The sequence below is a fragment of the Bradyrhizobium sp. HKCCYLS2038 genome (assembly GCF_051167655.1).
Classification (GTDB): Bacteria; Pseudomonadota; Alphaproteobacteria; order Rhizobiales; family Xanthobacteraceae; genus Bradyrhizobium.
On the sequence record NZ_JBNPTM010000005.1, the window covers coordinates 432660 to 457894 of the forward strand.

At 65.8% G+C, this 25235-nt stretch carries 24 protein-coding genes; 7 read left to right on the forward strand and 17 right to left on the reverse strand.

Translation table 11 applies throughout. The features are described from left to right. Positions 1-123 precede the first annotated feature (123 nt). Together ACQR1I_RS23830 and ACQR1I_RS23835 are read right to left on the reverse strand one after the other, a co-directional pair. On the reverse strand, positions 124-1278 hold the full coding sequence (locus tag ACQR1I_RS23830) for a DUF3734 domain-containing protein (RefSeq protein ID WP_434868179.1): 1155 nt from the start codon (positions 1276-1278) through the stop codon (positions 124-126). 66 nt (positions 1279-1344) lie between these two features. Next, a complete protein-coding gene (locus ACQR1I_RS23835; protein ID WP_434868178.1) occupies positions 1345-2151 on the reverse strand; it encodes a 3-hydroxybutyrate dehydrogenase in 807 nt (268 codons plus the stop codon). 194 nt (positions 2152-2345) lie between these two features. Here ACQR1I_RS23835 and ACQR1I_RS23840 point away from each other — a divergent pair, with 194 nt between their 5' ends. Further along, positions 2346-3242: a LysR family transcriptional regulator gene (locus ACQR1I_RS23840; protein ID WP_434868177.1), complete on the forward strand. Its 897-nt coding sequence runs from the start codon at positions 2346-2348 to the stop codon at positions 3240-3242. Here ACQR1I_RS23840 and ACQR1I_RS23845 read toward each other — a convergent pair. Then, positions 3230-3946 carry a peroxiredoxin-like family protein gene (locus tag ACQR1I_RS23845; RefSeq protein WP_434868176.1) on the reverse strand — a complete coding sequence of 239 codons (717 nt, stop codon included), beginning with the start codon at positions 3944-3946 and terminating at the stop codon, positions 3230-3232. The two genes, ACQR1I_RS23840 and ACQR1I_RS23845, sit on opposite strands and share 13 nt — an antisense overlap. A 304-nt stretch (positions 3947-4250) precedes the next feature. Here ACQR1I_RS23845 and ACQR1I_RS23850 point away from each other — a divergent pair, with 304 nt between their 5' ends. Both ACQR1I_RS23850 and ACQR1I_RS23855 read left to right on the forward strand, forming a co-directional pair. Next, positions 4251-4742, forward strand: a complete 492-nt coding sequence (locus ACQR1I_RS23850) for a cupin domain-containing protein (RefSeq protein ID WP_434868175.1) — start codon at positions 4251-4253, stop codon at positions 4740-4742. 81 nt (positions 4743-4823) lie between these two features. Beyond that, entirely contained in the window at positions 4824-6053 is a 1230-nt protein-coding gene (locus tag ACQR1I_RS23855) for an MFS transporter (RefSeq protein ID WP_434868174.1), read from the forward strand. Here the strand turns inward: ACQR1I_RS23855 and ccoS are convergent. The 10 genes from ccoS to ACQR1I_RS23905 all read right to left on the reverse strand — a co-directional run bounded on the left by ccoS (position 6023) and on the right by ACQR1I_RS23905 (position 15504). After that, positions 6023-6208: a cbb3-type cytochrome oxidase assembly protein CcoS gene (gene ccoS / locus ACQR1I_RS23860; protein WP_434868173.1), complete on the reverse strand. Its 186-nt coding sequence runs from the start codon at positions 6206-6208 to the stop codon at positions 6023-6025. The two genes, ACQR1I_RS23855 and ccoS, sit on opposite strands and share 31 nt — an antisense overlap. After that, positions 6199-8400 (reverse strand): cation-translocating P-type ATPase, encoded by a 2202-nt coding sequence (locus ACQR1I_RS23865; protein ID WP_434868172.1) that lies wholly within the window; start codon positions 8398-8400, stop codon positions 6199-6201. Before ACQR1I_RS23865 ends, ccoS begins: the two co-directional genes overlap by 10 nt. Before the next feature lie 13 nt (positions 8401-8413). Beyond that, positions 8414-8914, reverse strand: a complete 501-nt coding sequence (locus ACQR1I_RS23870) for a FixH family protein (RefSeq protein WP_434868171.1) — start codon at positions 8912-8914, stop codon at positions 8414-8416. A gap of 17 nt (positions 8915-8931) precedes the next feature. Continuing rightward, entirely contained in the window at positions 8932-10413 is a 1482-nt protein-coding gene (ccoG, locus tag ACQR1I_RS23875; protein ID WP_434868170.1) for a cytochrome c oxidase accessory protein CcoG, read from the reverse strand. 114 nt (positions 10414-10527) lie between these two features. After that, positions 10528-11400 (reverse strand): cytochrome-c oxidase, cbb3-type subunit III, encoded by an 873-nt coding sequence (gene ccoP / locus ACQR1I_RS23880; protein WP_434868169.1) that lies wholly within the window; start codon positions 11398-11400, stop codon positions 10528-10530. 6 nt (positions 11401-11406) lie between these two features. Then, the gene (locus ACQR1I_RS23885) at positions 11407-11571 is read right to left on the reverse strand and encodes a cbb3-type cytochrome oxidase subunit 3 (protein WP_434868168.1); all 165 of its coding nucleotides are present in this window, start codon (positions 11569-11571) and stop codon (positions 11407-11409) included. Between the two features lie 18 nt (positions 11572-11589). Then, the gene (gene ccoO, locus ACQR1I_RS23890; protein ID WP_434868167.1) at positions 11590-12324 is read right to left on the reverse strand and encodes a cytochrome-c oxidase, cbb3-type subunit II; all 735 of its coding nucleotides are present in this window, start codon (positions 12322-12324) and stop codon (positions 11590-11592) included. An 11-nt stretch (positions 12325-12335) separates the two neighbouring features. After that, positions 12336-13982 (reverse strand): cytochrome-c oxidase, cbb3-type subunit I, encoded by a 1647-nt coding sequence (gene ccoN / locus ACQR1I_RS23895; protein WP_434868166.1) that lies wholly within the window; start codon positions 13980-13982, stop codon positions 12336-12338. 233 nt (positions 13983-14215) lie between these two features. Continuing rightward, positions 14216-14641 carry a CBS domain-containing protein gene (locus ACQR1I_RS23900; protein WP_434868165.1) on the reverse strand — a complete coding sequence of 142 codons (426 nt, stop codon included), beginning with the start codon at positions 14639-14641 and terminating at the stop codon, positions 14216-14218. Positions 14642-14670: 29 nt separating this feature from the next. After that, positions 14671-15504, reverse strand: coding sequence for a universal stress protein (locus ACQR1I_RS23905; RefSeq protein ID WP_434868164.1), 834 nt, complete (start codon positions 15502-15504; stop codon positions 14671-14673). 315 nt (positions 15505-15819) lie between these two features. Here ACQR1I_RS23905 and fixL point away from each other — a divergent pair, with 315 nt between their 5' ends. The 4 genes from fixL (at position 15820) to ACQR1I_RS23925 (ending at position 19167) form a co-directional block, all read left to right on the forward strand. Then, entirely contained in the window at positions 15820-17271 is a 1452-nt protein-coding gene (fixL, locus tag ACQR1I_RS23910; protein ID WP_434868446.1) for a sensor protein FixL, read from the forward strand. Further along, a complete protein-coding gene (fixJ, locus tag ACQR1I_RS23915; protein WP_434868163.1) occupies positions 17264-17881 on the forward strand; it encodes a response regulator FixJ in 618 nt (205 codons plus the stop codon). Before fixL ends, fixJ begins: the two co-directional genes overlap by 8 nt. A gap of 77 nt (positions 17882-17958) precedes the next feature. Next, complete coding sequence (locus tag ACQR1I_RS23920; protein WP_434868162.1) at positions 17959-18363, forward strand: response regulator; 405 nt, start codon at positions 17959-17961, stop codon at positions 18361-18363. A 111-nt stretch (positions 18364-18474) separates the two neighbouring features. After that, complete coding sequence (locus tag ACQR1I_RS23925) at positions 18475-19167, forward strand: helix-turn-helix domain-containing protein (protein WP_434868445.1); 693 nt, start codon at positions 18475-18477, stop codon at positions 19165-19167. A gap of 11 nt (positions 19168-19178) precedes the next feature. Here the strand turns inward: ACQR1I_RS23925 and ACQR1I_RS23930 are convergent, their stop codons facing one another. The 4 genes from ACQR1I_RS23930 to ACQR1I_RS23945 form a co-directional block, all read right to left on the reverse strand. Continuing rightward, complete coding sequence (locus tag ACQR1I_RS23930; protein WP_434868161.1) at positions 19179-20495, reverse strand: MFS transporter; 1317 nt, start codon at positions 20493-20495, stop codon at positions 19179-19181. Between the two features lie 96 nt (positions 20496-20591). Then, positions 20592-21044: a PRC-barrel domain-containing protein gene (locus ACQR1I_RS23935; RefSeq protein WP_434868160.1), complete on the reverse strand. Its 453-nt coding sequence runs from the start codon at positions 21042-21044 to the stop codon at positions 20592-20594. 47 nt (positions 21045-21091) lie between these two features. Further along, positions 21092-23290, reverse strand: coding sequence for an amylo-alpha-1,6-glucosidase (locus tag ACQR1I_RS23940; RefSeq protein WP_434868159.1), 2199 nt, complete (start codon positions 23288-23290; stop codon positions 21092-21094). Between the two features lie 94 nt (positions 23291-23384). After that, entirely contained in the window at positions 23385-25148 is a 1764-nt protein-coding gene (locus ACQR1I_RS23945; protein WP_434868158.1) for an ABC transporter ATP-binding protein, read from the reverse strand. Positions 25149-25235: the final 87 nt, after the last annotated feature.

The following is a 25235-nucleotide window of genomic DNA, read 5'->3' on the forward strand; positions in this document are numbered from 1 at the left end:
CGTTACCGCTGCTTTAATGATTAGGGTCTAACTCCAACTAATCCCTTAAGCCTGACAGCCCATCCGGTATGAAAATGCCACCTGCGGTTGGGCGATGCGCGATGGACGGTGGCCGCCCACCGGCTACTCGGCCGCCAAAGCGGTTGGAGCCGGTGGATCGTGCAGCACGACGCCGGAGAGCGGATCGAACTCACCCGTCCACGGCATCCGCTCCAGCACGGACTGCGTGTGCTGATAGCCCGCGCTCCAGCGCGCGGTGATGCCGCGCTCGGTGAAGTCGATGTCCTTGGTATGGCTCTCGCGGTCGAGCTGCGGCGCCAGCAGCCGAACGACGTGCATGCGCGTCTGGCAGCCATAGCTGGCGAGCTCGCGAACCGCAGGATCGTTGCGCGCCGACTCCGGCAAGCGCGCCGCGAGCTGATTGATGATGTGACGCAGCCGGTGGGTCTGCTGCTGCCGCGCGATATGGCTGGTGATCCGGCTCGAATACTGCACGTCCTTGTGACGGTTGAACACCTCCGCCATGGTCGTCGGCTCGGGCCCGTGCGGATTCCACAGATGCACCGCGAAGATCAGCGAGTCCTTGCGCGGGTTGTCGTCGAACACGACCTCGGTCGGCGTATTCGACAGGATGCCGCCGTCCCAATACAGCTCGCCATCGATGCGGACGGCGGGAAATGCCGGCGGCAGCGCGCCCGAGGCCAGGATGTGGCGGAGGTCGATCGCGCCGTCGCGGCTGTCGAAGTAATGCATCCGGCTGGTCCGGACATGCGCCGCGCCGACGGTCAGACGCAGTCCGCTCTGGTTGATGCGATCGAAGTCGACCAGGTCCTGCAGCGTCTTGCGCAGCGGCGCGATCGAGTAGTAGCCGGCCTGCTCGGCGCCGAGCGGATAGGAGTCGCCGGCATGCGCCAGGGCGTTGGGGCGGAAGAAATCGGCGACGCCGTGGGTGACAGTGTTCCAATACGAGACCCGCTCATTGAAATCGGGGAACGCTGTGCGCAACGTCCAGCCCGGCCCGCGGTGCATGCGTGCCCAGAACTCCTGCAGCCGGGTCAGCCGCTGCTCCACCGGATTACCGGCGATCAAGGCGGCGTTGATGGCGCCGATCGACGTTCCGATCACCCAGTCCGGCTCCAGACCGGCCTCGTGCAGCGCCTGGTAGACGCCGGCCTGATAGGATCCGAGCGCGCCGCCGCCCTGCAGCACGAGAACCACCTGCCCGGGAAGCTTGCTGCGATCGATCGTCGTACGCATCGTGTCGTTGACCTCGGCCATGTCTCCCTCCTCTGGTGACGTGTCTTGTTCGCTTTCCTTAAGCTGTGTCGTTACGTCGCCTTGTGATCAATGCGCGGTCCAGCCGCCATCGACCGGCAGTGCGACGCCGGTGATCGACGCAGCCGCGTCGCCGGCGAGAAACACCGTCAGCGCGCCGATCTCCTCGACCGTTGCAAAGCGCTTGTTGGGCTGTTGCGCCAGCAGTACATCGCGGATGACCTGATCACGGGAGATGCCGTGCGCCTTCGCCTGTCCATCGATCTGCGCTTCGACCAGCGGCGTGTAGACGTAGCCCGGGCAGATCGCATTGCAGGTGATGCCGCTCTCGGCAGCCTCCAGTGCCGCCACCTTGGTGAGTCCGACGATGCCGTGCTTCGCGGCAACATAGGCCGATTTGAACGGCGAAGCGACCAGGCCGTGCGCCGAGGCGACGTTGATGATGCGGCCGAAGCCGTGCCGGCGCATGGCCTTCAGCGCCAGCCGCGTGGTGTGGAAGGCCGACGAGAGATTGATCGCGACGATCGCGTCCCACTTCTCGACGGGAAACTCCTCCAGCGGCGCGACATGCTGGATACCGGCGTTATTGACCAGGATGTCGATGCGCCCGAACTCCCGCAGCGTCTCCGCCATCATGCGTTCGATGGCTGCCGGCTGCATCATGTCGGCTGCTGCGTAGCCGGTACGGACACCGAACTCCGCGGCGATTCCGGCCCGAATTCGCTCGATCTCGTCGGGGGCGCCGAAGCCGTTCAGCACCACCTGCGCCCCGGCGCCGGCGAGCGACCGCGCGATGCCGAGGCCGATGCCGCTGGTCGAGCCGGTGATCACCGCCACCCTGCCGGACAGCGAACGTAACATCGGCTCGGCTTTCATCGTATCTCCCGCCATGGCGTGTCCTTCCTCGTCAAATCAGCTTGGTGAGGACAATCTGCCGGGCCGCCGCGCCGGACGGAAATGCCGTTTGGCTCGCCACACGATAGGGTTTCGCTATCGCGATCGCTGATGCCAAGCGTCGCCCATTGGGATATTGCAGACGGGACGTCGGCCCGGTCGAACGGAGCGCTTCCATGGAAATGCATCAGGTTCGGTATTTTCTTGCCGTTGCCCGTCTCTTGCACTTCACGCGCGCGGCCGAGGAATGCAACGTGACGCAGCCGTCGCTGACGCGCGCGATCAAGCAGCTGGAAGCAGAGCTCGGCGGCGACCTGTTCCGGCGCGAGCGGCCGGCTGCGCAACTGACCGAGCTCGGCCAGCGCATGCATCCCCTGCTCAAGCAGTGCTACGAGGCTGCCGCCGGTGCACGAACGCTCGCATCCTCGTTCAAGAGCGGCGAAGTCGGCACGCTCAGGATCGCGCTCGCCGACTCGGTCGATATCGCAATCCTGCTGCCGCTGCTCGACCAGTTGCAGCGTCAGTTCAACAAGCTCGAGCTGAAGTTTCTACGCGGCAGCAGCCACATGGTGGCGGAACATCTGAAGAGCGGCGAGGCGGAGCTCGGCATCGCCTCGGAGATCGATGAGAGCTGGGATCGACTCGATGTCTGGCCGCTCTTCACCGAGGAGTTTGCGCTCGCCGTCAGCAACGGGCATCGGCTCGCGGCTCAGGAGACGATCACGATCGACGAGCTGGGCGGCGACGCGTTGCTGTGCCGCGGCTATTGCGAACACGCTGAAAGACTGCGCGCGTTGCTGCGTGAGCGCGGCGTCGATCTCGGCCGCAACCACGAGGTCCATTCCGAACGCGACCTGATCGCGCTGACGGAAGCCGGCGTCGGCATCGCCGTCGTGCCGCAAACCACCGCGCTGCCTGCGAGCCTGCATCGAACTGCGGTCGAAGGGCTGGATATCAGGCGGACCGTGCAGCTCTACGGCGTGGCCGGGCGGGAGCGCACAGCGGTGGCGTCCACCGTGATGCGCATGCTGCGCGGCAAGAACTGGCAGGAATGGCTCGGTCAGCTGCCCTGAGCGGCCTGGCGAAGCGCCTCGACGAGATCGTCGATCTCCATGCGCTTGCGGAAATCGGGATCGACGAACCGCGCCTTCACGAGCCCGTCGCGCCCGACGACGAAGGCTGCCGGGATCGGCAGGATCCAGCCGTCATTGCCGTGGAAGCTCGCCATGTCCTGATGCGCCAGCAGCTGCTGGATCTCGCGACCGAGCCAGATCGCGAGATTGAGTGACAGCGCATAGCCGTTGTCGAGATCCGTCAGAACCGGAAAGCCGGCGCCGGCCTCCGCCTTGAATCGCTGCGTGAACGTCTGCAGCTCCGGCATGATCGCGACAACAGCACCGCCCACCGCATCGATGCGCGGCTGCGCCTGGATCACCGCGCGAACGTTCAGCCGGCAATAGGGACACCAATGGCCGCGGAAGAACATCACCGCGACCGGGCCGTTGGCGAGGCACGCCTGCAGGCTGACCAGCCGGCCGCTCTCATCGGGCAGGACGAAGGGCGGCATCGGCTCGCCCGGCCGCGGTGCATTCTCGCCGCCGCCATTCTCGTCGAGCCGCGCCACCAGCCGATCGACTGCAGCGGCATAGGCCGGAAAGATGTCGCGCCCCGCCGCGGCATAGGCTTCGAGCTGCTGGCGCAACGTGCCCTGCATCTCCCGGCAACGCAGGAACGCCTGCCTGAGCCGCTCGGCATCGTCAGGTGAAAGCACTGTCATGATCTGCTCCGGCACGTCAGGACCTCAGCATGATAGTTTCCCGGGCAAGCCGCCCACAAGGGCGCACCGTCCACCGGTCGCACGGCCGGCAGGAATTTTCCGTCGGGCGTTCGCATTACAAGCGCGGCCGCGCCTGCTTGAGAAATGCCGTTGTCCAATCGCGAAGATAGCGCGCGCCTATCGATAGCGAAGGCCTATCACCTCCAGAGGAAGGACGCATTTCCGTTATGGCCTCCGTGCGCCGATGGTTGCGCATCGCGAGGCCAGCTCGGTGCCGGCCGCGGTTCACCAGAGGAGACATCCCATGTCCATGCCAATCGCAGCTCAACGCATCAGCCGCAGCGGCGCGGCTTTCGCCCTGACCATTGCAACGACCCTGATGGCGTCGTCCATTGCTCACGCCGGCGAATGTCCGGCCGACAAGATGAAGGCCGGCGTGCGCGACAAGGTCGACGTCAAGGCGGTCGGCGTTACCGACGTCACGCTCGGAGCCATCGACCTGGAGAAGCAGCCCGCCGCCATCAAGGACCGCGAGCTGCGCTTCCGCAAGCTGACCATCGCGCCCGGCGGCATCGTGCCGTGGCACAGCCATGACGATCGGCCGGCGCTGATCTTCGTGCAGCAGGGCGAGATCTACGAATACGCCAGCAACTGCGCCGAGCCGATCCTGCACAAGGCCGGCGACATCAGGCCCGAGATGTTCGGCACGTCGCATTGGTGGAAGAACGACGGCAAGGAGACCGTCATTCTCTATGTCGGCGACGTCCGCAAGGATCCGCACGATCACAACATGTGAGCGCGTCCATCTGCCGTGTCCGGATCGCCCACGCAGGCGATCCGGCGTGACAGCGTTGCCACGAACAGCCGGAGACTTGCAATGACCAATGTATCCGCCGCGGCCGCGATGCGCGTCGACGGCACGCCTCCCCGCGCCATGGCCCGGCGCTCCCTGGTGATCGGGCTGATCGCATTCTTCAGCCTGGTCGATCTGTTTGCGGCCCAGGCGATGCTGCCGGCCCTGATCAAGCACTATCAGGTCAGCCCCGCGGCGATGGGACTCGCGGTCAACGCCTGCACGCTCGGCATGGCGATCGCGAGCCTGGCAACCGGCCTGCTCAGCCCGCTGATCGATCGCAGGATCGGCATCATCTGTAGCCTGGGCCTGCTCACGGTCTTCACGGCGCTGCTGGCGAGCGCGCCGAATCTCGCCGTGTTCGCAGGATTGCGCATCCTGCAGGGACTGTGCATGGCCTCGGCGTTCGCCCTCACTCTGGCCTATCTCGGCGAGCAGTGCAGCGCGACCGACGCCGCCGGTGCGTTCGCGGCCTACATTGCCGGCAACGTCGCTAGCAATCTCGTCGGCCGCCTGCTCTCCGCCAGCCTGACGAGCACGCTCGGTCTCGAGCGGACCTTCTATGTGTTCGCGGTGCTCAATTTCGTCGGCGCCCTGCTGGTCGGCAGCACGATGAGAGGCGGCGTCATGGCGGGCGGATCCAACCACGCGCTGCGTAGCGCGGCGATCTTCGACCACTTGCGTAACAGCCGCCTGCGCGCCGCCTTTGGCGTCGGCTTCTGCGTGCTGTTCGCCTTCATCGGCGCCTTCACCTTCGTGAATTTCGTGCTGGTGCAGCCGCCGCTGTCGCTCGGCATGATGGAGATCGGGCTGGTGTACGTCGTGTTTCTGCCGTCGATCGTCACCACCCTGCTGGCCGGCAGGATCGTGGCGCGGATCGGCATGAGGCCGGCGATCTGGGGATCGCTGGCGACCGCTGCCCTGGGGCTCGCACTGATGCTGTCCTCATCGCTCGCGGCGGTGCTGGCCGGCATGGTGCTGGTCGGCGCTGGGACGTTCTTTGCGCAGGCTGTCACCACCGGCTTCGTCGGCAAGGCCGCCAGCCATGATCAGGGCGTCGCCAGCGGGCTCTATCTCGCCAGCTATTTCGCCGGCGGCATCGTCGGCACCGCCGTGCTCGGCCAGTTGTTCGACCAATTCGGCTGGACCGCCTGCGTTGCCGGCGTGGCTGCTGCGCTGGCGATCGCCGCTGTTCTGGCAGGCCGGCTGACGCTGGCGGGCGCTCAGGACCGGCTCGGTGCGGGCTCCGGCTGAGCCACCGGTTGTGCCTCGTCGTCATCGGCGATCGCCCGCCACGCCGCGCCTTCGAGATCCTCGTACTGGCCGCTCTTCAGCGACCAGAGGAAGCCGACCAGGCCGGCAAGACCAAGGGCCAGCGCAAGCGGCACCAGGATGATCATCACTTCCATGACGCGGTCTCCTCGGCGACCTTGCGGGCGCGCAGCGCGTTCAGCATCACCAGGATCGACGAACCCGACATCGCCGCCGCCGCGATCAGGGGCGTGACGACGCCGCTGATGGCGAGCGGCACCGCGAGCACGTTGTAGATCACCGCGAGCCACAGGTTCTGCCGCATCAGATGCAGCGCCTTGCGCGCATAGTCGACGGCCGCCAGCACCGGCGCCAGCGGGCGGCCGAGGAAGACGAGGTCGGCGGTGGCCTGGCTGAGATGCGCTGCCGAGATCGGCGACATCGAGACGTGAGCGGCGGCAAGCGATGGCGCATCGTTCATGCCGTCGCCGACCATCATCACCTTGACGCCCGCGCGCTTCAGTTCCTCGATGCGCGCGATCTTGTCGGCGGGCGTGACGGCAGCGCGCCAGTCGCCGATGCCGAGCGCCTTTGCGGCGGCAGCTACCGCGGCTTCGCGATCCCCGGAGAGGATCTCGACCTTGATGCCGCGCCGCTGCAACCCGGCGACGATCCTCGCCGAATCGGGGCGGAGGCCCTGGCGCACCGAGAACAGATACTTCTGATCGCCACGGCTGAAGGCGACCACGGATGCTTCTGGATCGAGGTTGGCCGTCTGCGCCGCCAGCGCCTCGGCACCGCAGAAGGCCGGACGTCCCAGCCTGATCTCGACGCCGTCGACGACGGCGCGGACGCCCTGCCCCGGCTCCTCGGTCGCGCCCATCAGCGGCGATTTCGCATGGGCCGCCTGCGCCACGGCTGACGCGACCGGATGGTGGCTCGACAGCGCGAGCTGCCCGGCCAGGGCAAACACGTCGGCCGGAATGTCGGCGGCGTTGACGACCTCCAGCTCCGGCAATGTCAACGTGCCGGTCTTGTCGAAGATGACGTGATCGGCCTCGGCGAGACGCTCGATGGCATCGCCGGCATTGAGCAGCACGCCCGACTTGAACATCGCGCCCGACGCGACGGTCTGCACGGTTGGAATGGCAAGGCCAAGCGCACAGGGACAGGTGATGATCAGCACCGCGATGCCGGTGACGATGGCATCGTGCCAGCTCGCGCCGGCGAGCACCCAGCCGAGCACGGTGAGCGCCGCGGTCGCATGCACGACGGGCGCATAGAGCCGCGAGGCGCGGTCGGCGAGCCGCATGTAGCGCGAGCGGGCCTGCAGCGCGGTGTCGAGCAGGCGCGTGATCTCGGCGAGCAAGGTGCCTTCCGCCGCGGCGGACACGCGGACGCGCAAGGTGCCGGAGATGTTGAGCGAGCCGGCATAGACCGCGGTGCCCTGCTCTGCCGGCACGTACAGCGTCTCGCCGGTGATCAGGCTCTGGTCGATCTCGGAGCGGCCCTCGACCACGACGCCGTCGACGGCGCAGCGCTCGCCGGGGCGCAGCAGCACGAGGTCGCCGGCGCGCACGGCCGCGACCGGCACTTCGGAGATCTCATCGGCGCCGATGAACTTGGTCGCGGTCTCCGCCTTCAGCGCCGCGAGATTGCCCGCAACGGCGCGCGTCCGCCGCCGCATGTTCTGGTCGAGATAGCGGCCGACCAGGAGGAAGGTCAGCAGCATGATCGCAGCGTCGAAATAGGCGTGCTCGGCGTGGTGGAAGGTTTCCACGATCGACATGCCCAGCGCCAGGGTCACGCCGATGCAGATCGGCACGTCCATGTTGACGTTGCCGGTTTTCAGCGCGCGCCAGGCCGAGCGGAAGAACGGCTGGCCGGCATAGGCCACGGCCGGCAGAGCGATCACGGCCGACAGCCAATGGAAGAAGTCGCGCTGCTCGGGCAGCATGTCGCTGACATTGCCGGACCACACCGGGATCGACAGCATCATCACGTTCATGGTCGCGAACGCCGCGACGCCGAGGCAGCGCAGCAGGAAGCGCGATTCCTCGGCCTCGGTGGCCTCCGCGCTCGCCTTCTCGAACGGATAGGCCTTGTAGCCGAGCTCGGCGAGGCGATCGATGAATCTGGCCGGATCGAGCGTGCCCTGCTTCCATTCCAGCGCGACGCGGCGGTCGGTCAGGTTGACGCGCGCCAGGGTCACGTCGGGCAGCGCCGACAGGCCGCGCTCGATCTTGGCCATGCAGCCGGCGCAGCTGACGCCTTCGACCGCGAGGTCGATATGCTGCAGGCCGGCGCCGAGATCCTTGATGTAGTGCGAGAAGTCACGCGTCGCATGCATGATCGGACGTCCTTCAGTTCAGCAGCACGCGGTTCTTGGACATGAACAGCCGCCGGCCGCTGGAATCGCCTTCGAGCACGAGGTCCCATTGGCCCGGAGCGATGGCTTCCGCCGTGCCGCGATAGATGCCGCTGCCGATTTCGGCCAGCGCGACCTCCTGGTCGGCGCGCTTGTCGGCGGGACGTTCGAGCCGGCCCTGGAAGGTCAGGCCGGACACCGGATTGCCGCTGGCGTCGCGGGCATTGACCTGCACGATCGCCGCGCCGCCGGCGCCGCGCTCGATATGCGCCTCGACCTGCCAGCGCCGCGCCTCCTGGGCGCGCGCCGCCGCGATCTCCTTCTCGTAGCCGAGGCTGGCGCTATAGGCGCTGTCGACGTCGGTGCCCGGCAAGGTCGAGATCGCCATCTTCATCATGTAGACGTTGACGCCGATCACCAGCCCGAAGAAGCCGAGGAGCATCGCGAGCACCATCCGTCCGGTCAGCTGGAAGGACGGCTTGGAACGGCTGGCCATGGACGGGCTCCTTGAGCTTACGGGCTGACGAAATTGTCGGTGGCGGAAGCGACGACGCCGAGGCCGATGTCGGTGACGTGGAACTTCACCGGGATCGACTTCTCGGGATTGTTCTCCTCGGGCGCGGTCACCAAGAGACGCAGTTCCTCGGTCTGGTCGCGCCCGATCACGATCATCGGGCGATCGGGCGTGACCGAATCGGCGCCGACGACATGGACGGTGGAGTTGACCGGCCCCTCGATGTCGATGGCGATGACGCGATCGAAGCCGTGCTTGTTGAGGACGCGCACGGTGTAGGCGTTGCGGATCGAGCCGTCGGACAGCTTGATCGCGATCGGATTGCGATCGTGCAGCACGCTGACATCGAGCAGCGAGCGGGTCGCGAGCTTGTAGACCATCGCGCCGCCGACCACCGCGATGATCGCGACATAGGCGACGGTGCGCGCGCGTACCAGCTTGTAGACCGGCGCCTTGCCTTCCTGGCGGCGATGGATGTTGATGTCGTTGTCATAGCCGATCAGCCGCGTCGGACGGCCGATCTTGGTCATGACCGTGTCGCAGGCGTCGATGCACAGGCCGCACTGGATGCAGTCCATCTGCGAACCGTCGCGGATGTCGATGCCGGTGGGACACACCGCCACGCATTGCTTGCAGTCGATGCAGTCGCCAGCCGGCTGGCCCAGCGCGCGCAGCTCGGCCGCCTTCTTGACCGACATGCGGTTCTCGCCGCGGTCATAGCGATAGGTGACGTTGAGCGCCCATTCGTCGGTGAGCGCCGCCTGGATGCGCGGCCACGGGCACATGTAGACGCAGACCTGCTCGCGCATGAAGCCGGCGAGCGTGTAGGTCGTGGCGGTCAGGATCGCGATCCAGATGTAGGCGAGCATCGGTCCCTGGAAGGTGACGAGCTCCTTCACCAGGGTCGGCGCGTCGCTGAAATACAGCACCCAGGCGCCGCCGGTCCACCAGGCGATCATCAGCCAGATCGAATGCTTGAGCACCAGCTCGGAGATCCGCTCCAGCTTCATCGGGTCGCCGGAGGCGTCCTTCTTCATGCGCTCCCGGCGATCGCCTTCGATCAGGCGCTCCACCGCGTAGAATAGATCGGTCCACACCGTCTGCGGACACAGATAGCCGCACCAGATGCGGCCGCCGATCGCGTTCATCAGGAACAGGCCGATCGCGGCGATGATCAGCAGGCCGGTGAAGTAGTAGACTTCCTGCGGCCACAGCTCGATGAAGAAGAAGTAGAAACGATGGTTCGGAAAATCGATCAGCACCGCCTGATCGGGCGCGCTGAGACCGCGATTCCAGCGCACGAACGGCAGGAAGTAGTAGACGCCGAGGCAGAAGCCCATCAGCCCCCATTTGATCCGGCGGAAGGTGCCGGTGACGCTCTGCGGATAGACCTTCTTGTGCGCGGCATACAGCGGACCGTAATCGTCTACCGGCTGCGGATCGCGAGACTTGAGGTCCTGGGGTGTGACCGTCTTGTTCATGGCTGGCGGGTCATGGCTGGGGGTATCTTCTCGCAGTTGCGGCCGAAGGTATGTCCACCTCCGGCCGCTCAGTTGATCCAGCTCAATTGAAAGGAAAGTTCCGTTGGATTTCCGTTACTTTCCTCCGCCCAGCGAGTGGACGTAGACCGCCATCGCCTTGATCGTGGTCGGGTCGAGACGGCCCTCCCAAGCCGGCATGACACCGGCGCGGCCATTGGTGATGGTCTCGATCAGGGTCGCCTCGTCGGAGCCGTACAGCCAGATCTTGTCGGTCAGGTTCGGTGCACCGACGTCCGGATTGCCCTTGGCATTGTCGCCATGGCAGGCCACGCAGTTCTCGGCGAAGACCTTGGCGCCGGCCTTGGCGTCATAGCCCTGCCGGGTCGGCAGACCTGCCAATTCCCGCACGTAGTTGGCGACGTTGATGATCTCCGCCGGCTTCAGGATACCATCCTTGCCGAAGGCGAGCATCTGGCCTTCACGGGTCTTGGGATGCCCCGAGCGCACGCCGTACAGCAGGGTCTGCTGGATCTGCTCCAGCGAGCCGCCCCACAGCCAGTCGTCGTCGTTCAGGTTCGGGAAGCCCTTGGCGCCGGCTGCACCCGTGCCGTGGCAGGCGGCGCAATTGTCGCCGAACACGGTCTTGCCCTTGGCACGCGCCAGGGCCAGCATCGCCGGATCCTTCTCGATGTCGGCGAGCGAGGCGGTGGCCAGCGCCGCCATCTTGGCGCCGCGGATCTTCTCGAGGTTGGCGAGCTCGACCGCGACGTCCGCACGGGACGAGTAGCCGAACAGGCCTGCCGTGTTGCTGGAGATGGTCGGCCAGGCCGGATACACGATCCAGTAGCCGATCGCCCAGACGATGGTGATGTAGAAGGTGATCACCCACCACCGCGGCAGCGGGGTGTTGAGCTCCTTGATGCCGTCCCAGGCATGGCCCGTCGTGGCGGTGCCGGAGACGCTGTCGACTTCGGTATGGTCAGCCATGTTGAATTACTCCTCCCGCAACGGCATGCTTGCCGCCTGGTCGAAAGCGGCCTTGTTGCGAGGCCAGAGGGCGTAGGTCACGATCGCGATGAAGATCGCGACGAAGATCGGGGTCCACAGCGTCGTTACGAGTAACGACGCGATGTTTTCGACTGCAATGATGGGCTTCATGATGCTCGCCTCTCGATCTCAGCGCAGATTGGCTTTTTCGTTGTAGATCTTGAAGTCGACGAGCGTGCCGAGCATCTGCAGGTAGGCCACCAGCGCATCCATTTCCGTCGGCGCACCCGTCTTGCCATCGAAGTTGCGCACCACCGCCTTTGGATAGCGCTTGGTGAGCGCCTCCGCGCCGGCATTGTCCGGATCGACCTGCGCCTTCAAGTCGGCGGCGGCGTTGGCGATCTGGTCGTCGGTGTAGGGCACGCCCACCGCCCGCAACGTCTTCAGGTGATCCGCGGCGTTGTCGACGTTCACCTCGGTCTCCTTCAGGAAGGGATAGCCGGGCATGATCGACTGCGGAACGATGGCGCGCGGGTTGGTCAGGTGGGTGACGTGCCAGTCGTCGGAGTACTTGTTGCCGACGCGGGCAAGGTCCGGACCCGTGCGCTTGGAGCCCCATTGGAACGGGTGGTCGTACATGCTCTCCGCGGCGAGCGAGAAGTGGCCGTAACGCTCCACTTCGTCACGCAGCGGACGCACCATCTGCGAGTGGCAGAGGTAGCAGCCCTCGCGGACATAGATGTTTCGGCCGGCCAGTTCGAGCGGCGTATAGGGACGCACGCCGTCGACCGCCTCGATCGTGCTCTTCAGATAGAAGAGCGGAGTGATCTCGACGAGGCCGCCGACCGCGATCATCAGCAGGATGCCGACGATCAGGATGATCGAGTTCTTCTCGAAGATTTGGTGTCGTTGCCAGAATGACATGGTTGGATACCTCACTCCGCCGGCTGAAGGGCGACGGGCGACTGAACTTCTTCCTCACCGACACGGACCGTCATCCAGAGATTGTAGGCCATGATGAGGGAGCCGATCAGGAACAGCGCGCCACCGGCGGCACGGATGATGTAGAAGGGGTGCATCGCCTCGACGGTCTCGATGAACGAGTATTCGAGGAAGCCGAGCGCCGTGTAGGACCGCCACATCAGACCCTGCAGGATGCCCGAGACCCACATCGCGGAGATGTAGAGCACGATGCCGAGCGTGGCCGTCCAGAAGTGCCAGTTCACGAGCTTGAGGCTGTAGAGACCCTTGCGGTTCCAGATCCACGGCACCAGGCAGTACAGCGCGCCGAAGGACACGAAGCCGACCCAGCCGAGCGCACCGGAGTGCACGTGACCGATGGTCCAGTCGGTGTAGTGGCTGAGCGAGTTGACCACCTTGATCGACATCATCGGACCTTCGAAGGTCGACATGCCGTAGAAGGCGACCGAGACGACCAGCATGCGCAGCACCGGGTCAGTCCGCAGCTTGTCCCACGCACCCGACAAGGTCATCAGGCCGTTGATCATGCCGCCCCAGGAGGGCATCCACAGCATGATCGAGAAGGTCATGCCGAGGGTCTGCGTCCAGTCCGGCAGCGCCGTGTAGTGCAGGTGGTGCGGGCCGGCCCAGATGTAGAGGAAGATCAGCGCCCAGAAGTGGATGATCGACAGCCGGTAGGAATAGATCGGCCGCTCCGCCCGCTTCGGGATGAAGTAGTACATGATGGCGAGGAAGCCGGCGGTCAGGAAGAAGCCGACCGCGTTGTGGCCATACCACCACTGGAACATCGCGTCCTGCACACCGCCCCATGCCACGTAGGACTTGGAGCCGAAGACCGACACCGGAAGCGCCGGGTTGTTGCCGAGATGCAGCACCGCGATCGTGACGATGAAGGCCAGGTAGAACCAGTTCGCCACGAAGATGTGCGGCTCCTTGCGCTTGATGAGCGTCACCAGGAAGACCAGCAGATAGACTACCCAGACGATCGTCAGCCAGAGATCGGAGTACCACTCGGGCTCGGCATACTCCTTGCCCTCGGTGACGCCGAGCAGATAGCCCGTGCCCGCGATGAGGATGAAGAAGTTGTAGCCGACCACCACGAACCAGGGCGCGAGGTCACCAGCGAGCCTGGTGCGGCAGGTGCGCTGCACGACGTAGAACGACGTCGCCAGCAGCACGTTGCCGCCGAAGGCGAAGATCACCGCCGAGGTATGCAGCGGCCGCAGGCGGCCGAAGCTGGTCCAGGGCAGATCGAAGTTCAGCGCCGGCCAGGCCAGCTGCGAGGCGATGATGAGGCCGACCGTGAAGCCGGCGATGCCCCAGAACATGGCCATGAACGAGGAGAACTTGACCGGGCCGAGATTGTAGTTCGGCCGGCCGTTGATCTCCTGCGGCGGAAGCTCGCCGCGCTCGAAGTAGCGGTTGAGGATGAAGAAGACGGACGCCGCGCTGGCGGCAGCCGCGAGCGAGGCGTGGAACGCGAAGGCCGTATCCAGTGCCTTCGCCGCAGCGAAGACGCACAAGAAGGCGGTGACGGCAAAAGTAAGCGTCAAGCCACTTTCGCCGATGGTCATGGATTTTGTTGGTGAGGACGCGCTCATGCGGAATCTCGCTGAAAGAACACGAGACCAGCAACCATAATCGTCCACACGTGGAATTGATCGAAATCAACCTTGCGACCCGTTCGCCAGTAAAGCGTCGCAATGTTGCGCCACCGGGCTTCGGCGGCCACGGCCGCGATACACGCAAACAGACGCGTCCCGCACGCAGCACCTGCATGCGGGATCACGTCGCCTTAGACTTCCGTATTAGTTTCGGAGAGACGGCGTTACCGTCAGTCCTTGGCCGCGGCCGCGAGCGCCCTCACGATATCCTCGCGGGCGAGGATCCCGACCAGCCGGCTGGCGCCATCGGTCACGGGAAGGCTGCGGATGCGATGCTCGACCATCAGCTGCAGCACGCGCGTGAGCTTGGTATCCGGCCTGACATAGATGAACTCGGACGTCATGACGTCGGCGACCGTCCGGTTCATCAGATCGCTGTAGCGCGGCAGCATCTGATTCGGCGTGAAGGCAAAGCACTTCAGCACGTCGAACTTGGTGACGATGCCGATCACCTCGTCGTTCTCGACGACGGGATAGGTGTTGAAATCGTCGCGGTCGAACATCTCGCCGAGCTCGCGAATCGTCGTGTCGCGGCTCACGGTCGTGATGGTCCGCGTCATGTAGCTGCCGGCGGTGTCCTCGAGAAATTTGTACAAGGCGGCAATCCTGTTCTCGGAGTTGAATCTCAGTGCGACAGCAGCACGCAGCGCTCAGTGCGGGTCAGCAGATGTTCGGTAACGCCGCCGAGCACGAGCTCGCGGAAGCGCGAATGACCATAGGCCCCTGCAACAACGAGGCCAGCCGCCAGGTCGGCCGCAACAGCGTCGAGCTTGGCCGCGACGCTGCGGCTCTGCCCCGCTTCCTCGACGCGGGCCGAGGCGACGATGTCGTGACGCGCGAGCCATCCGATCACGTCATTCAGCCGCATCTCGCAGGCGTCATAGTCTGAGGCGTTTTCCAGGATCTCGGTCACGACGACATCGGTGGCCTTGGCGAGCAGCGGCAGCGCATCGCTCACGGCGCGGCGCGCCTCCGGCGTCTCCTTCCAGGCCACGAGCACGGTCGAGAGATCGAGCCAGGCCGCATTGTCCGGCACCACCAGCAGCGGCCGGCCGGCCTGCATGACCAGGTCCTTCGGGCTTGCGATCGCGAAGGCATCGGAGATGCCGTGAGACGCAGTGCCGGTGACCAGAATGTCGGCGGCGCGGACCTGCGCCAGCGCGTGGCGCGCGGGGAAATCCAGAGCGCTGCGCCAGCTCAATGGCGCAGCCCGGTCGCCGACGACGCTGCGAAACTGCTGCTCCAGCTCGGCCAGTCGCTTCAGCAGCGCCGCCTCGCCCTGCTCGATCAGATCCTGAGCCTGCTCGCCGGTGGTGAAATAGAGCGGCGGGGTGAATTCCGCGGCTGCCGTGCCGATCAGGGCCGCTTCGAACCGGCCCGCGAGATCGCTCGCGACCTGAAGGCGGGCTTCATTCGGCTGGTTGAGCGCCAAGCTCACCATGACAGTGGCGAACGTCATCCCGCCTCTCCAAACATTGCTTCCATGCACGTCTTAGAGGTGAAATCGCCCAGCGTGATGAGATAGATCAATGTGCGGCACGGGAACACAACCGGAAAGCGCCTGATGGAACCCGGCGGCAGGCGGAGAAAGCGTTGAATTATCGAACCAAATGTTGTGACGGGCCACGTTGCATCGGCACGATCTAGTATAGAGTAACGTTGTGGCCGGCCTGCCCGGCTGCGTTGGAACGGCGAATCGATCGAAGGCTTCTAAGTGCGCGGCGTCACCCAACCTTTCCCCGATGCATCCGTCAGGCCCGAGGACGCCCATGCCTTGGGCTTCGGCGCCTGGGATCTCGACCTCGCCTCCGACGCGTTCTACTGGTCGGTGACGACGCGAAAGCTGTTCGGGGTCCCGGCCGATCAGCCGGTGACCTACAGCTCCTTCCTGTCGCTGCTGGGGGCGCATGATCGCGCGCCGGTCGAAGCGGCGATCGAGCATGCCCGCCGCGAGGGCACCGGCTTCGACATGTCATTCAAGGTGGCCGGCGGGGGCCATTGGGTCCGCGTCCTGGCCGGCGTGGTTCCCGACGAGGCCGGCAAGCCGCGGTTTCTGCGCGGCATTGCGCTCGACGTCGATCAGGAGAAGCGGCTGGAGGAAGCGCTGAGGCTCCGCGAGCAGCATTTCCGCTCGATCCTCGACACCGTTCCCGACGCGATGATCGTGATCGACGGCGACGGCATCATCCAGTTCTTCAGCGCCGCCGCCGAGCGCATGTTCGGCTTCAGCGAGGCGGAAGCGGTCGGTCTCGACGTCAACGAATTGATGCCGGAGCCGGACCGCTCGCGCCATTCCGGCTATCTCCGCCGCTATCATGCCAGCCGCGAGCGCCACATCATCGGCATCGGCCGCATCGTGACCGGGCAGCGACGCGACGGCACGACGTTTCCGATGCACCTGTCGATCGGCGAGATGCAGTCCGCCGGCCATCCTTATTTCACTGCCTTCGCACATGACCTGACCGAGCATCAGCAGACCCAGGCGCGGCTGCGCGAGCTGCAATCCGAGCTGGTCCACGTGTCGCGCCTCAGCGCGATGGGCGAGATGGCCTCGGCGCTGGCGCATGAGCTCAACCAGCCGCTCGCCGCGATCAGCAACTACATGAAGGGCTCGCGCCGGCTGTTGGCCGGCAGCAGCGATCCGAACACAGGCAAGATCGAGAGCGCGATGGACCGCGCCGCCGAGCAGGCGCTTCGCGCCGGCCAGATCATCCGCCGCCTGCGCGACTTCGTCTCGCGCGGCGAATCGGAAAAGCGGGTCGAGAGCCTGTCAAAGCTGATCGAGGAAGCCGGCGCGCTCGGCCTCGCCGGCGCGCGCGAGCAGAACGTCCAGTTGCGCTTCCAGCTCAATCCGGATGCCGACCTGGTGCTCGCCGACCGGGTTCAGATCCAGCAGGTGCTCGTCAATCTGTTCCGCAACGCGCTGGAGGCGATGTCGCAGTCCGGGCGTCGCGAGCTCGCCGCGACGAATCGGCGGGTCAGCGACGATCTGATCGAGGTGGCGGTGTCGGACACCGGAACGGGCTTCCACGACGACGTCATTCCGAACCTCTTCAAGACCTTCTTCACCACCAAGGATACCGGGATGGGAGTGGGCCTCTCGATCAGCAGGTCGATCATCGAGGCCCATGGCGGGCGCATGTGGGCCGAGAACAACGAAGCGGGCGGCGCGACCTTCCGCTTCACCTTGCCGGCGGCCCCAACCAAGGTTGAGAATGATGGCTGAGCAGGCCAAGGTCTACGTGATCGACGATGACGAGGCGATGCGGGACTCGCTCAACTTCCTGCTCGACTCCTCGGGTTTCGACGTCACCCTGTTCGACAATGCGCAAGCATTTCTCGACCGGCTTCCGACGCTCGCATTCGGCTGCGTCGTTTCGGACGTGAGAATGCCCGGCATCGACGGCATCGAGCTGCTCAAGCGCATGAAGGCGATCGGCAGCAGCTTTCCGATCCTGGTGATGACCGGCCATGGCGACGTGCCGCTCGCCGTCGAGGCGATGAAGCTCGGCGCCGTCGACTTCCTCGAGAAGCCGTTCGAGGACGAGCGCCTCGTCGCGATGATCGAGCTCGCGATTCGGCAGGCCGAGCCTGCGGCGAAGAACGAATCGGCGACGCAGGACATCCTGGGACGCATTGCGAGCCTGAGCCCGCGGGAGCGCCAGGTGATGGACGGGCTGATGGCCGGGCTCTCCAACAAGCTGATCGCCCGGGAATACGACATCAGCCCGCGGACCATCGAGGTCTACCGCGCCAATGTGATGACCAAGATGGGCGCGAACAGCCTTTCCGAACTGGTGCGTCTGGCGATGCGGGCCGGCGCGCTGAAGGATTGAGCTAGATCAAGCTGGCTTGACAGCTTCGAGTGTTATGTTGTGCCTCGGTTCACCATCACATTCTCGCGGCACGTGCGATGTCGGCTCATATCAAACCTACGGTCTACGTAGCCGATGACGATGCTGACGTCCTCGGCTCGCTGCGCTTCCTGCTGGAAGCCGACGGCTTCGACGTGCGTACGTTTCGCAGCGGCAACGCGCTGCTCAAGGCCTCGGACCACGCGCCGGTGGACTGCTTCGTCGTCGACTACAAGATGCCGGAGTTGAACGGGGTCGAGCTTGCCGAACGGCTGCGCAAACAGGGCGCCACCGCGCCGGTGGTGCTGATCACCGGGCATTATGACGACAGGCTGGAGGCGCGCGCCGCGGCCGTCGGTATCCAGGATTTCCTGCTCAAGCCGCTGCTCGACGACAATTTGGTCAAGCGAATCCGCAAAGCGATCGCCAACGAGCATTCGGCTACCGCCCAAAGGGCGTCCTGACCGGCCGGCCTACGTACATCTACGTAAGGGAACCCCCTTAAGATATCGCGCGAAATGTCCTTAACGGGAGCCGCAATGTACCACATCGCCATCCGCCGCAAGGAGATGGTCATGCTCAATCAGTCGCTCACCAATTCGGTCGTCAGCACAAGCGCCTCCCACACCGTCCCCTCTCCTGCCGCCAATCCGTTTGCCGAGATCACCGGCCACGCCGGGCTGATCGCCAGCGAGTTCTCCTACAAGAAAGACGAGGAGATCTATGGCGAGGACGAGCCGGCCGAGTACGTCTATCAGGTCATCTCCGGCGCCGTTCGCAGCTACAAGCTGCTGTCCGACGGCCGCCGCCAGATCGGCGCCTTCCATCTTCCCGGCGACGTGTTCGGCCTCGAATTCGGCTCCGCCCACCGCCTCGCCGCCGAGGCGATCATCGATACTACCGTGCGGCTGGTGAAGCGCCGCAGCCTCGAACAGGCCGCCGGCGTCGACGTCGCGGTTGCGCGCAAGCTCTGGACCATGACCGCCGGCGATCTCCGCCACGCCGAAGACCATATGCTGCTGCTGGGCCGCAAGACCGCGATGGAGCGCGTCGCGACCTTCCTGCTCGAGATGGACCGCCGCCTCGCCGTCGCCGGCATGATGGCGCTGCCGATGTGCCGCCGCGACATCGGCGACTATCTTGGCCTGACGCTCGAGACCGTGTCGCGCGCGCTGTCGCAACTGCACAGCCAGGGCGTTCTCGGCTTCTCCGGCGCCCGCCAGATCGTCCTGCGCAACCGTCAGCGCCTGCGCAGCATGGACGCCTGAACGTCATTCGCTCACGCTCTGCGGGCGCGATGCCCGGTCTCGGGCATCAGTAGCGCGAGGAGAAGAAGGCCTGTCAGCGCCACGCCGGACAGGCCCATGAAGGCGGTGAGGCTGCCGTATCGGTCGCTGGCGAAGCCGGCGATGACGGTGGACAGCGAGCCGCCGATACCCGATGCCGTTCCGACAATTCCCTGCGCCAGATTGAAATGACCGCTGCCGAAGGCCACATCGGCCACGGTCAGCGGAATCATGACCGCGAACACGGCGGCCGTGACCCCGTCGAACATCTGCACCGCCACCAGCACGTAGGGATCGTGCACCACGGCGAACAGCACGCCGCGGACGGCAAGCGCCGTGAACCCCAGCATCAGCAGCGGCCGCCTGCCCCATTGCTGTGCCAATGCGCCAACCGACGGCGAGGTCAGCGCCACGATCGCCTGGGGCACAACGATGCAGAACGCGATCAGCATCGGCGCCCACTCGCTCGACTTCGTCGTCACCACGCCGGCCATCAGCGGCAGCATCGCCGCATTAGCGAGCTGCAGCAGGAATACACCGAGCGCGAACACGAGCAGCGCACGCTGGCGCAACAGCCCGAGCAGATTCGAGAGCCGCGCGACCTCTTTGTCCTCCAGAACGGCTTGGCCGTGCGCACGCGCGACGTCGATCTCACGCTCGCGGATGCGCGACAGCGCGATCAGCGTCGGAAAGGCGAGAATGAAGGTGACCAGGAACACGGCGCGGCTGGAGAGCAGATAGCCGCACGTCCCCATGACCGCCGCAGCCACGCCGTTGCCCAGCGAAGCAAACCGCGCATTGCGCCCGAGTCGCTCCGCCATGCCGCGTGGTCCGACCAGCCCGAGACTGATCGCCGCGATCGCCGGCCCCAGCACGCAGCTCGCCGCCGCATGCAAGGTTGCCGCGCCGGCGACGACCGGAAAGATCGGCCATGCGGCATAGGCCAGCGCGCTGCAGCCGATGGCGGCAATGGCAAGCCCGGCAACGCGCCGTTCGGATTTGGCCGCATCGATGATGGCACCTCCCGGCATCTGGCCGATCAGCCCGACGAGACCGCCGATCGAGAGCACCAAGCCGATCTGCGCCTGGGTCCATTTCTGCGTCGTCAGATACACCGCGATGAAGGGCCCGAATCCGGTCTGCACGTCGGCCAGGAAGAAGATGAACCAGTCGAGCCCGCGCAGGCTCTGTTGCGACGGCGCAGGCTTCCCGGCATGGCCATGACCCCGCGCCGGATTCGGGCGCGACTCGTCCGCGCCGTGCGGCTCGGCGCCCCGATCAGGTGAAATGGACGGCCGCGCAATCGGCATGGCAATCAACGTTCCGCGTCGGATGAAGTTGCGGGACACATCTCCACGAGATCCGCTCCGCACGCGGCGGCGGACGTTGCCGTCTCACGCATCGACTCAGTGCTCGAAATTCCATGGCGACAGTTTTCCAGCCGCACCGAGCACGACGACGGGCTTGTCCTCCTTGTATTCGGGCGCGGCCTTCACCTGCTCCTTGGTGAGGTCCAGCGTGACCTGATCGCTCTTGTCGGCGATGTGCTTGAAATCCAGCGCGGTCCAGTCGACCACGATCTTGCGGCTGCCGACGCCGAGAAAGCCGCCGAAATCGACCACCGCGGCCCGCACCGTGCCGGCAGAATCGACGATCACGTCGACGATGCGCCCCATGTCCTCGCCGGCCGAGCTGCGCACGTTGCGGCCGAGCACGCTGTGCGCATCGCGTGCGCCGAGAATGGTCACCGACGGCGGCGGTACCGGCTCCTTCGTCGCCGCATCCTTGGCCTGTGATGTCGGTGACGGCTGCTGCGCATGGCCGCGGTCCACAGGCAGCGCCGCGAGCAGCGGCAGCATGACGGCGCAGCTAAGAACAGCTCGGCATGACGCATGGATCGGCCGACTCATTGCGCCAGCACCAGCGAGACCTGGATCTGGCCGCGGCGGCGCAGCACCTCCATGGAGACGTCCTCGCCGTGGCGGCGAATGCGCAGATCGATCGCCGCGCCGCCGAGTCGGAGATCGTGCAGCACCACCCAGTCGAGAAACGCCGGTAGCCGCGGATTGCGCAGGCGGATCTGGCCGCTATCCGCATCGAACTCGAGCCCGAGCGCCGCTTCGAGCAGCGTGAACGGCGTCGCGCTGGCCCAGGCCTGCGGCGCGCAGGCCACCGGATAGAGCGTGGGACCACGGTGCTTCTCGCGGCGGAAGCCGCAGAACAGCTCGGGCAGCCGCCGCAGATCCATGTAGGACGCCGCCTCGAACAGGCCGCGGAACACATGCTCGACGGCATGCTTCAGGCCGTAGCGCGACAGCCCGAGCGCGATCAGCGCGTTGTCGTGCGGCCAGATCGAGCCGTCGTGATAGGACATCGGATTGTAGCGCGCCTCGCCATGGGCGACGGTGCGGATGCCCCAGCCCGAGAAGAAATGCGGCCGCAACAGATCGGCAGCGACCCGGCGCGCGCGGTCCTCGCGCACCATGCCGCTGAACAGCAGTTGTCCGGCATTGGAGGTGCGGACCTTGCAAGGCTGCTTGTCGCCGTCGAGCGCGAGCGCGTAGGTGTTGAGATCCTCGCACCAGAACGCATCCTCGAACTGTTGAGCGAGCCGCGCCGCTTCGGCCTGCAGCCGCTCCGCCATCTCGGTCTTGCCGAGCCGGCGGGCGCAGCGCGCCGCCAGCTGCTTGCCGGCGAAGACGTAGCCCTGCACCTCGGCCAGCGCGATGTAGCCCTCGGCCAGCCGCCCGTCGGCATGGAACACGGCGTCGTAGGAATCCTTCCAGCCCTGGTTGGCGAGGCCCTGATCGGAGGCGCGCTGATATTCGACGAAGCCGTCGCGGTCGGGGTCGCCCGGTCCGTCGATCCAGCGCAACGCGCGCTCGATCGCCGGCCACAGCTCCTGCAAGGTCGCGATGTCGCCGGTGCGCTCGATGTACAGGCCCGCGAGCAGCACGAACAGCGGCGTCGAATCGACGCTGCCGTAGTAGCAGGCGAACGGCACCTCGCGCAGCGCCGCCATCTCGCCGCCACGCATCTCGTGCAAGATCTTGCCGGGCTCGGCATCGGCGAGCGGATCGGTCTTATGCGCCTGGTGCACCGCGAGCCGGCGCAGCACGCCGCGGGCAATGCGCGGATCGACCCACAGCATCTGCATCGCCGTGATCAGGCCATCGCGGCCGAACGTCGTCGAGTACCAGGGAATGCCGGCATAGGGATAACGTCCCTCCGGCGTGTCCGTCATCAGAATGTTGAGATCGGCGGCCGCCTGGCACAGCACCTCGTTGAAGATGTCGTTCGAGGTCTCGATGCTGGTCGCTCCTTGCGTGCAGCGGCGCATTTCGCGGCGATGCGCGAGCAGGCTGCGGAAGAATCGCCCCGGCTGCTCGCCGGTCCGGGCATTGCAGGTCACGGCGATGAACAGCGAGGTCGATTGCTGCGGGTCGAGATCGAAATGATAGGTCGCCGCATCGACCGTGAGCAGGGTCGGACGCGGATCGAAATGCAACGCTGTGGTCCGTGTCGCGCCATCGAGGCCGCGATAGTCGAGCATCACGTCCGACGGGCCGACAAGGCGGCCGGAGCCGATGCCACGCTTCGCCCTGACGGCGCCGCGCACCTCGAACAGGTCGGCGAAGTCGTTGTCGAACGTCAGCTTGATCTTGAAGCTGGCGCGGCGATCGCCATGGTTCTGCAGCCCGATGCGCTGATAGGCTGTGCCGTGCCACAGGAACACGGTGCGGACGATGTGCAGCATGTCCTTCGGCAGCACCAGCCGGCCCTGCTCGTAGATGTCCGGGTTGGTGAGGTCGACCGTCAGCGCCGAATTGTCGTCGCGCAGGCTCGATCCGAGCAGCAGCGGCTGGACGTCCTCGAGCGTCAGCTCGAGCCGCGCGAGATAGCGCGTATCGGCGTTGAACAGGCCATCCGGGCCGCCCGCCGACGCGCCGATGTCGCCATGGCCATCGAGCACGATGAAGGTGTCATCGTGTTTCAGCGAACGCCGCGGCCGCGCCGCGGGCCCGGTCATCGGGATGTAGAACGGCTGCTCGGCAGGCCCCTCGGATGCGATCGGGCTGAGTTGAGTTGCGGTTTCGGCCGACATGTTTCCCTCGTGCGATGTTGGCGCCTGCCCGGCCGCGCGGCCGGGCGTGCACGATGTGGACGGAACGCGACACACAGATCAGGCGTCGAACTTGTCAGGCGGCGAACTTGGCCAGCCGGTTCATTTCCTGGGTCACCAGCTCGCGATAAGGACCCTCGCTCTGCATCAGCCGGTCGGGCGCACCGTCCTCGACGATCCGGCCCGCCCTGAGCACGACCACACGGTCGAAATTGCGCAACGTCGCCAGCCGGTGCGCGATAGCGATGACCGTTCGCCCGCGCATCAGCCGGCTCAGCGCCTCGCGGATCGCCTCCTCCGACTCGCTGTCGAGCGCGGCCGTGGCCTCGTCGAGCAGCAGGATCGGCGCATCCTTGAGGAAGGCGCGCGCGATCGCGATGCGCTGGCGCTGGCCCCCGGATAGCTTGACGCCGCGATCGCCGACCATGGTCTGCAATCCCTGCGGCAGCGTCTCGACGAAATCGCAGCGCGCGGCGATGGCGGCGCGCAGCACCTCGTCGTCGGTCGCGCTCGGGCGGCCGTAGCGGATGTTCTCCAGGATCGAGCGATGGAACAGCGAGATGTCCTGCGGAACCACCGAGATCGCCTCGCGCAGGCTCTGCTGGGTCACCTTGGCGACGTCCTGGCCATCGATCGTGATCCGCCCGGCCTGCGGATCGTAGAACCGCTGCAGCAGCGTGAACAGGCTCGATTTGCCGCCACCGGACTGGCCGACCAGCCCGACGCGCTGGCCCGGCTGCAGCCGCAGCGTGAAGTTCTCGAACAGCTTGTGGCCGCCGGGATAATGGAAGGTGATGTTGTCGAACGCGATCGCAGCACCACTCTTGACCAGCGGCTCCGCCTCCGGGTGATCGCGCAGCTCGTGCGGCTGCAGCAGGGTGGCGATCGCCTCGCTCATCCTCGCCACGTGCTGGGTCACGTCGACCAGCGCCACGGCGAGATCGCGCGTTGCGTTGAGAATGCAGAGCCCGAGCGTGCAGACCAGCACCACATCTCCTGTCGTCGCGCCGCCCCGCTGCCACAGCGAGATCGCCCAGGCCATCAGCGCCACCGTCAGCACGATCGTCACCGTCGCATGCAGGATGCGCAGCTTCTCGAGGTAACGAAGACTGCGCCCGCGCGCTTGCAGCTCCTTGTCGACCGTCGCGTCGAAGCGGTCATGTTCATGACGCAGCCCGCAGAAGGCGCGGACCAGCGGCATGTTGGAGATCACGTCCACCATTTCGCCATCGACCATCGCCGCCTTGTCGGCGAAGTCATCATGCAGCGGTTTGCCGGCCGCCGCCAGACGGAACATCGCCAGCACCATCATCGCCGCAATCAGCAGCAGCGCGATCGCCATCGGGCCGCTCACGGTTCCAATCAGTCCGATCGCCGCCAGCGTCGCCATGCAGGGCGGCAGCACGTTCCAGACGAACATGTTCTCGACCGTGAACACCGCGTTCGACGTTGCCGTGATCCGGCTCGACAGCATGCCCGGCAGGCGATCGCCGAAGTAGCTCGGCGCGTGACCGGTGAGGTGACGGAAGATGTCACGGCGAAGATCTCCCGTTACCCTGACGAAGGTGAAGCTCGCGATCCAGCTGGCGACCCGCCAGAGAAAATTGTCGGTGGCGATCAGCAGCATCAGCAGCGCGAACGCCGCCCACACGGCGCCGTTGCCGTGCGGTCCGGCCGAGAGGCTGTCGACGAGGAACTTCACGCCGTATTGCGTGCCTACCGAGCAGGCAACTGCGCCGACGACTGAGAGCAGAATGATGAGATGGGCTGCCGGACGATGGCGCAGATAGCGCATGACGAACGAAAACGGCCGGTGGGCGTAGCCTGAAAGCTGATCCATTGTAGTCCCGATGATCTGATGTCGGCGACATCCATTTGCGGCCAGTGAACGATGGACCGTTTCTGCGGTTCCCGCACAGCAGCCTTG

Excerpts from the sequence above, each read along its gene's own strand:
- ACQR1I_RS23845 (WP_434868176.1), bottom strand. The coding sequence starts at position 3,946 with ATGACAGTGCTTTCACCTGACGATGCCGAGCGGCTCAGGCAGGCGTTC.
- ACQR1I_RS23925 (WP_434868445.1), top strand. The coding sequence starts at position 18,475 with ATGCTCAATCAGTCGCTCACCAATTCGGTCGTCAGCACAAGCGCCTCC.
- ACQR1I_RS23930 (WP_434868161.1), bottom strand. The coding sequence starts at position 20,495 with ATGCCGATTGCGCGGCCGTCCATTTCACCTGATCGGGGCGCCGAGCCG.
- ACQR1I_RS23945 (WP_434868158.1), bottom strand. The coding sequence starts at position 25,148 with ATGGATCAGCTTTCAGGCTACGCCCACCGGCCGTTTTCGTTCGTCATG.
- ccoN (WP_434868166.1), bottom strand. The coding sequence starts at position 13,982 with ATGAGCGCGTCCTCACCAACAAAATCCATGACCATCGGCGAAAGTGGC.
- ACQR1I_RS23940 (WP_434868159.1), bottom strand. The coding sequence starts at position 23,290 with ATGTCGGCCGAAACCGCAACTCAACTCAGCCCGATCGCATCCGAGGGG.
- ACQR1I_RS23920 (WP_434868162.1), top strand. The coding sequence starts at position 17,959 with ATGTCGGCTCATATCAAACCTACGGTCTACGTAGCCGATGACGATGCT.
- ccoO (WP_434868167.1), bottom strand. The coding sequence starts at position 12,324 with ATGTCATTCTGGCAACGACACCAAATCTTCGAGAAGAACTCGATCATC.
- ACQR1I_RS23870 (WP_434868171.1), bottom strand. The coding sequence starts at position 8,914 with ATGGCCAGCCGTTCCAAGCCGTCCTTCCAGCTGACCGGACGGATGGTG.
- ccoS (WP_434868173.1), bottom strand. The coding sequence starts at position 6,208 with ATGGAAGTGATGATCATCCTGGTGCCGCTTGCGCTGGCCCTTGGTCTT.
- fixJ (WP_434868163.1), top strand. The coding sequence starts at position 17,264 with ATGGCTGAGCAGGCCAAGGTCTACGTGATCGACGATGACGAGGCGATG.
- ACQR1I_RS23835 (WP_434868178.1), bottom strand. The coding sequence starts at position 2,151 with ATGAAAGCCGAGCCGATGTTACGTTCGCTGTCCGGCAGGGTGGCGGTG.
- ACQR1I_RS23855 (WP_434868174.1), top strand. The coding sequence starts at position 4,824 with ATGACCAATGTATCCGCCGCGGCCGCGATGCGCGTCGACGGCACGCCT.
- ccoG (WP_434868170.1), bottom strand. The coding sequence starts at position 10,413 with ATGAACAAGACGGTCACACCCCAGGACCTCAAGTCTCGCGATCCGCAG.
- ACQR1I_RS23885 (WP_434868168.1), bottom strand. The coding sequence starts at position 11,571 with ATGAAGCCCATCATTGCAGTCGAAAACATCGCGTCGTTACTCGTAACG.
- ACQR1I_RS23830 (WP_434868179.1), bottom strand. The coding sequence starts at position 1,278 with ATGGCCGAGGTCAACGACACGATGCGTACGACGATCGATCGCAGCAAG.
- ACQR1I_RS23935 (WP_434868160.1), bottom strand. The coding sequence starts at position 21,044 with ATGCTGCCGCTGCTCGCGGCGCTGCCTGTGGACCGCGGCCATGCGCAG.
- ACQR1I_RS23840 (WP_434868177.1), top strand. The coding sequence starts at position 2,346 with ATGGAAATGCATCAGGTTCGGTATTTTCTTGCCGTTGCCCGTCTCTTG.
- ACQR1I_RS23850 (WP_434868175.1), top strand. The coding sequence starts at position 4,251 with ATGTCCATGCCAATCGCAGCTCAACGCATCAGCCGCAGCGGCGCGGCT.
- ACQR1I_RS23865 (WP_434868172.1), bottom strand. The coding sequence starts at position 8,400 with ATGCATGCGACGCGTGACTTCTCGCACTACATCAAGGATCTCGGCGCC.
- ccoP (WP_434868169.1), bottom strand. The coding sequence starts at position 11,400 with ATGGCTGACCATACCGAAGTCGACAGCGTCTCCGGCACCGCCACGACG.
- ACQR1I_RS23905 (WP_434868164.1), bottom strand. The coding sequence starts at position 15,504 with ATGACGTTCGCCACTGTCATGGTGAGCTTGGCGCTCAACCAGCCGAAT.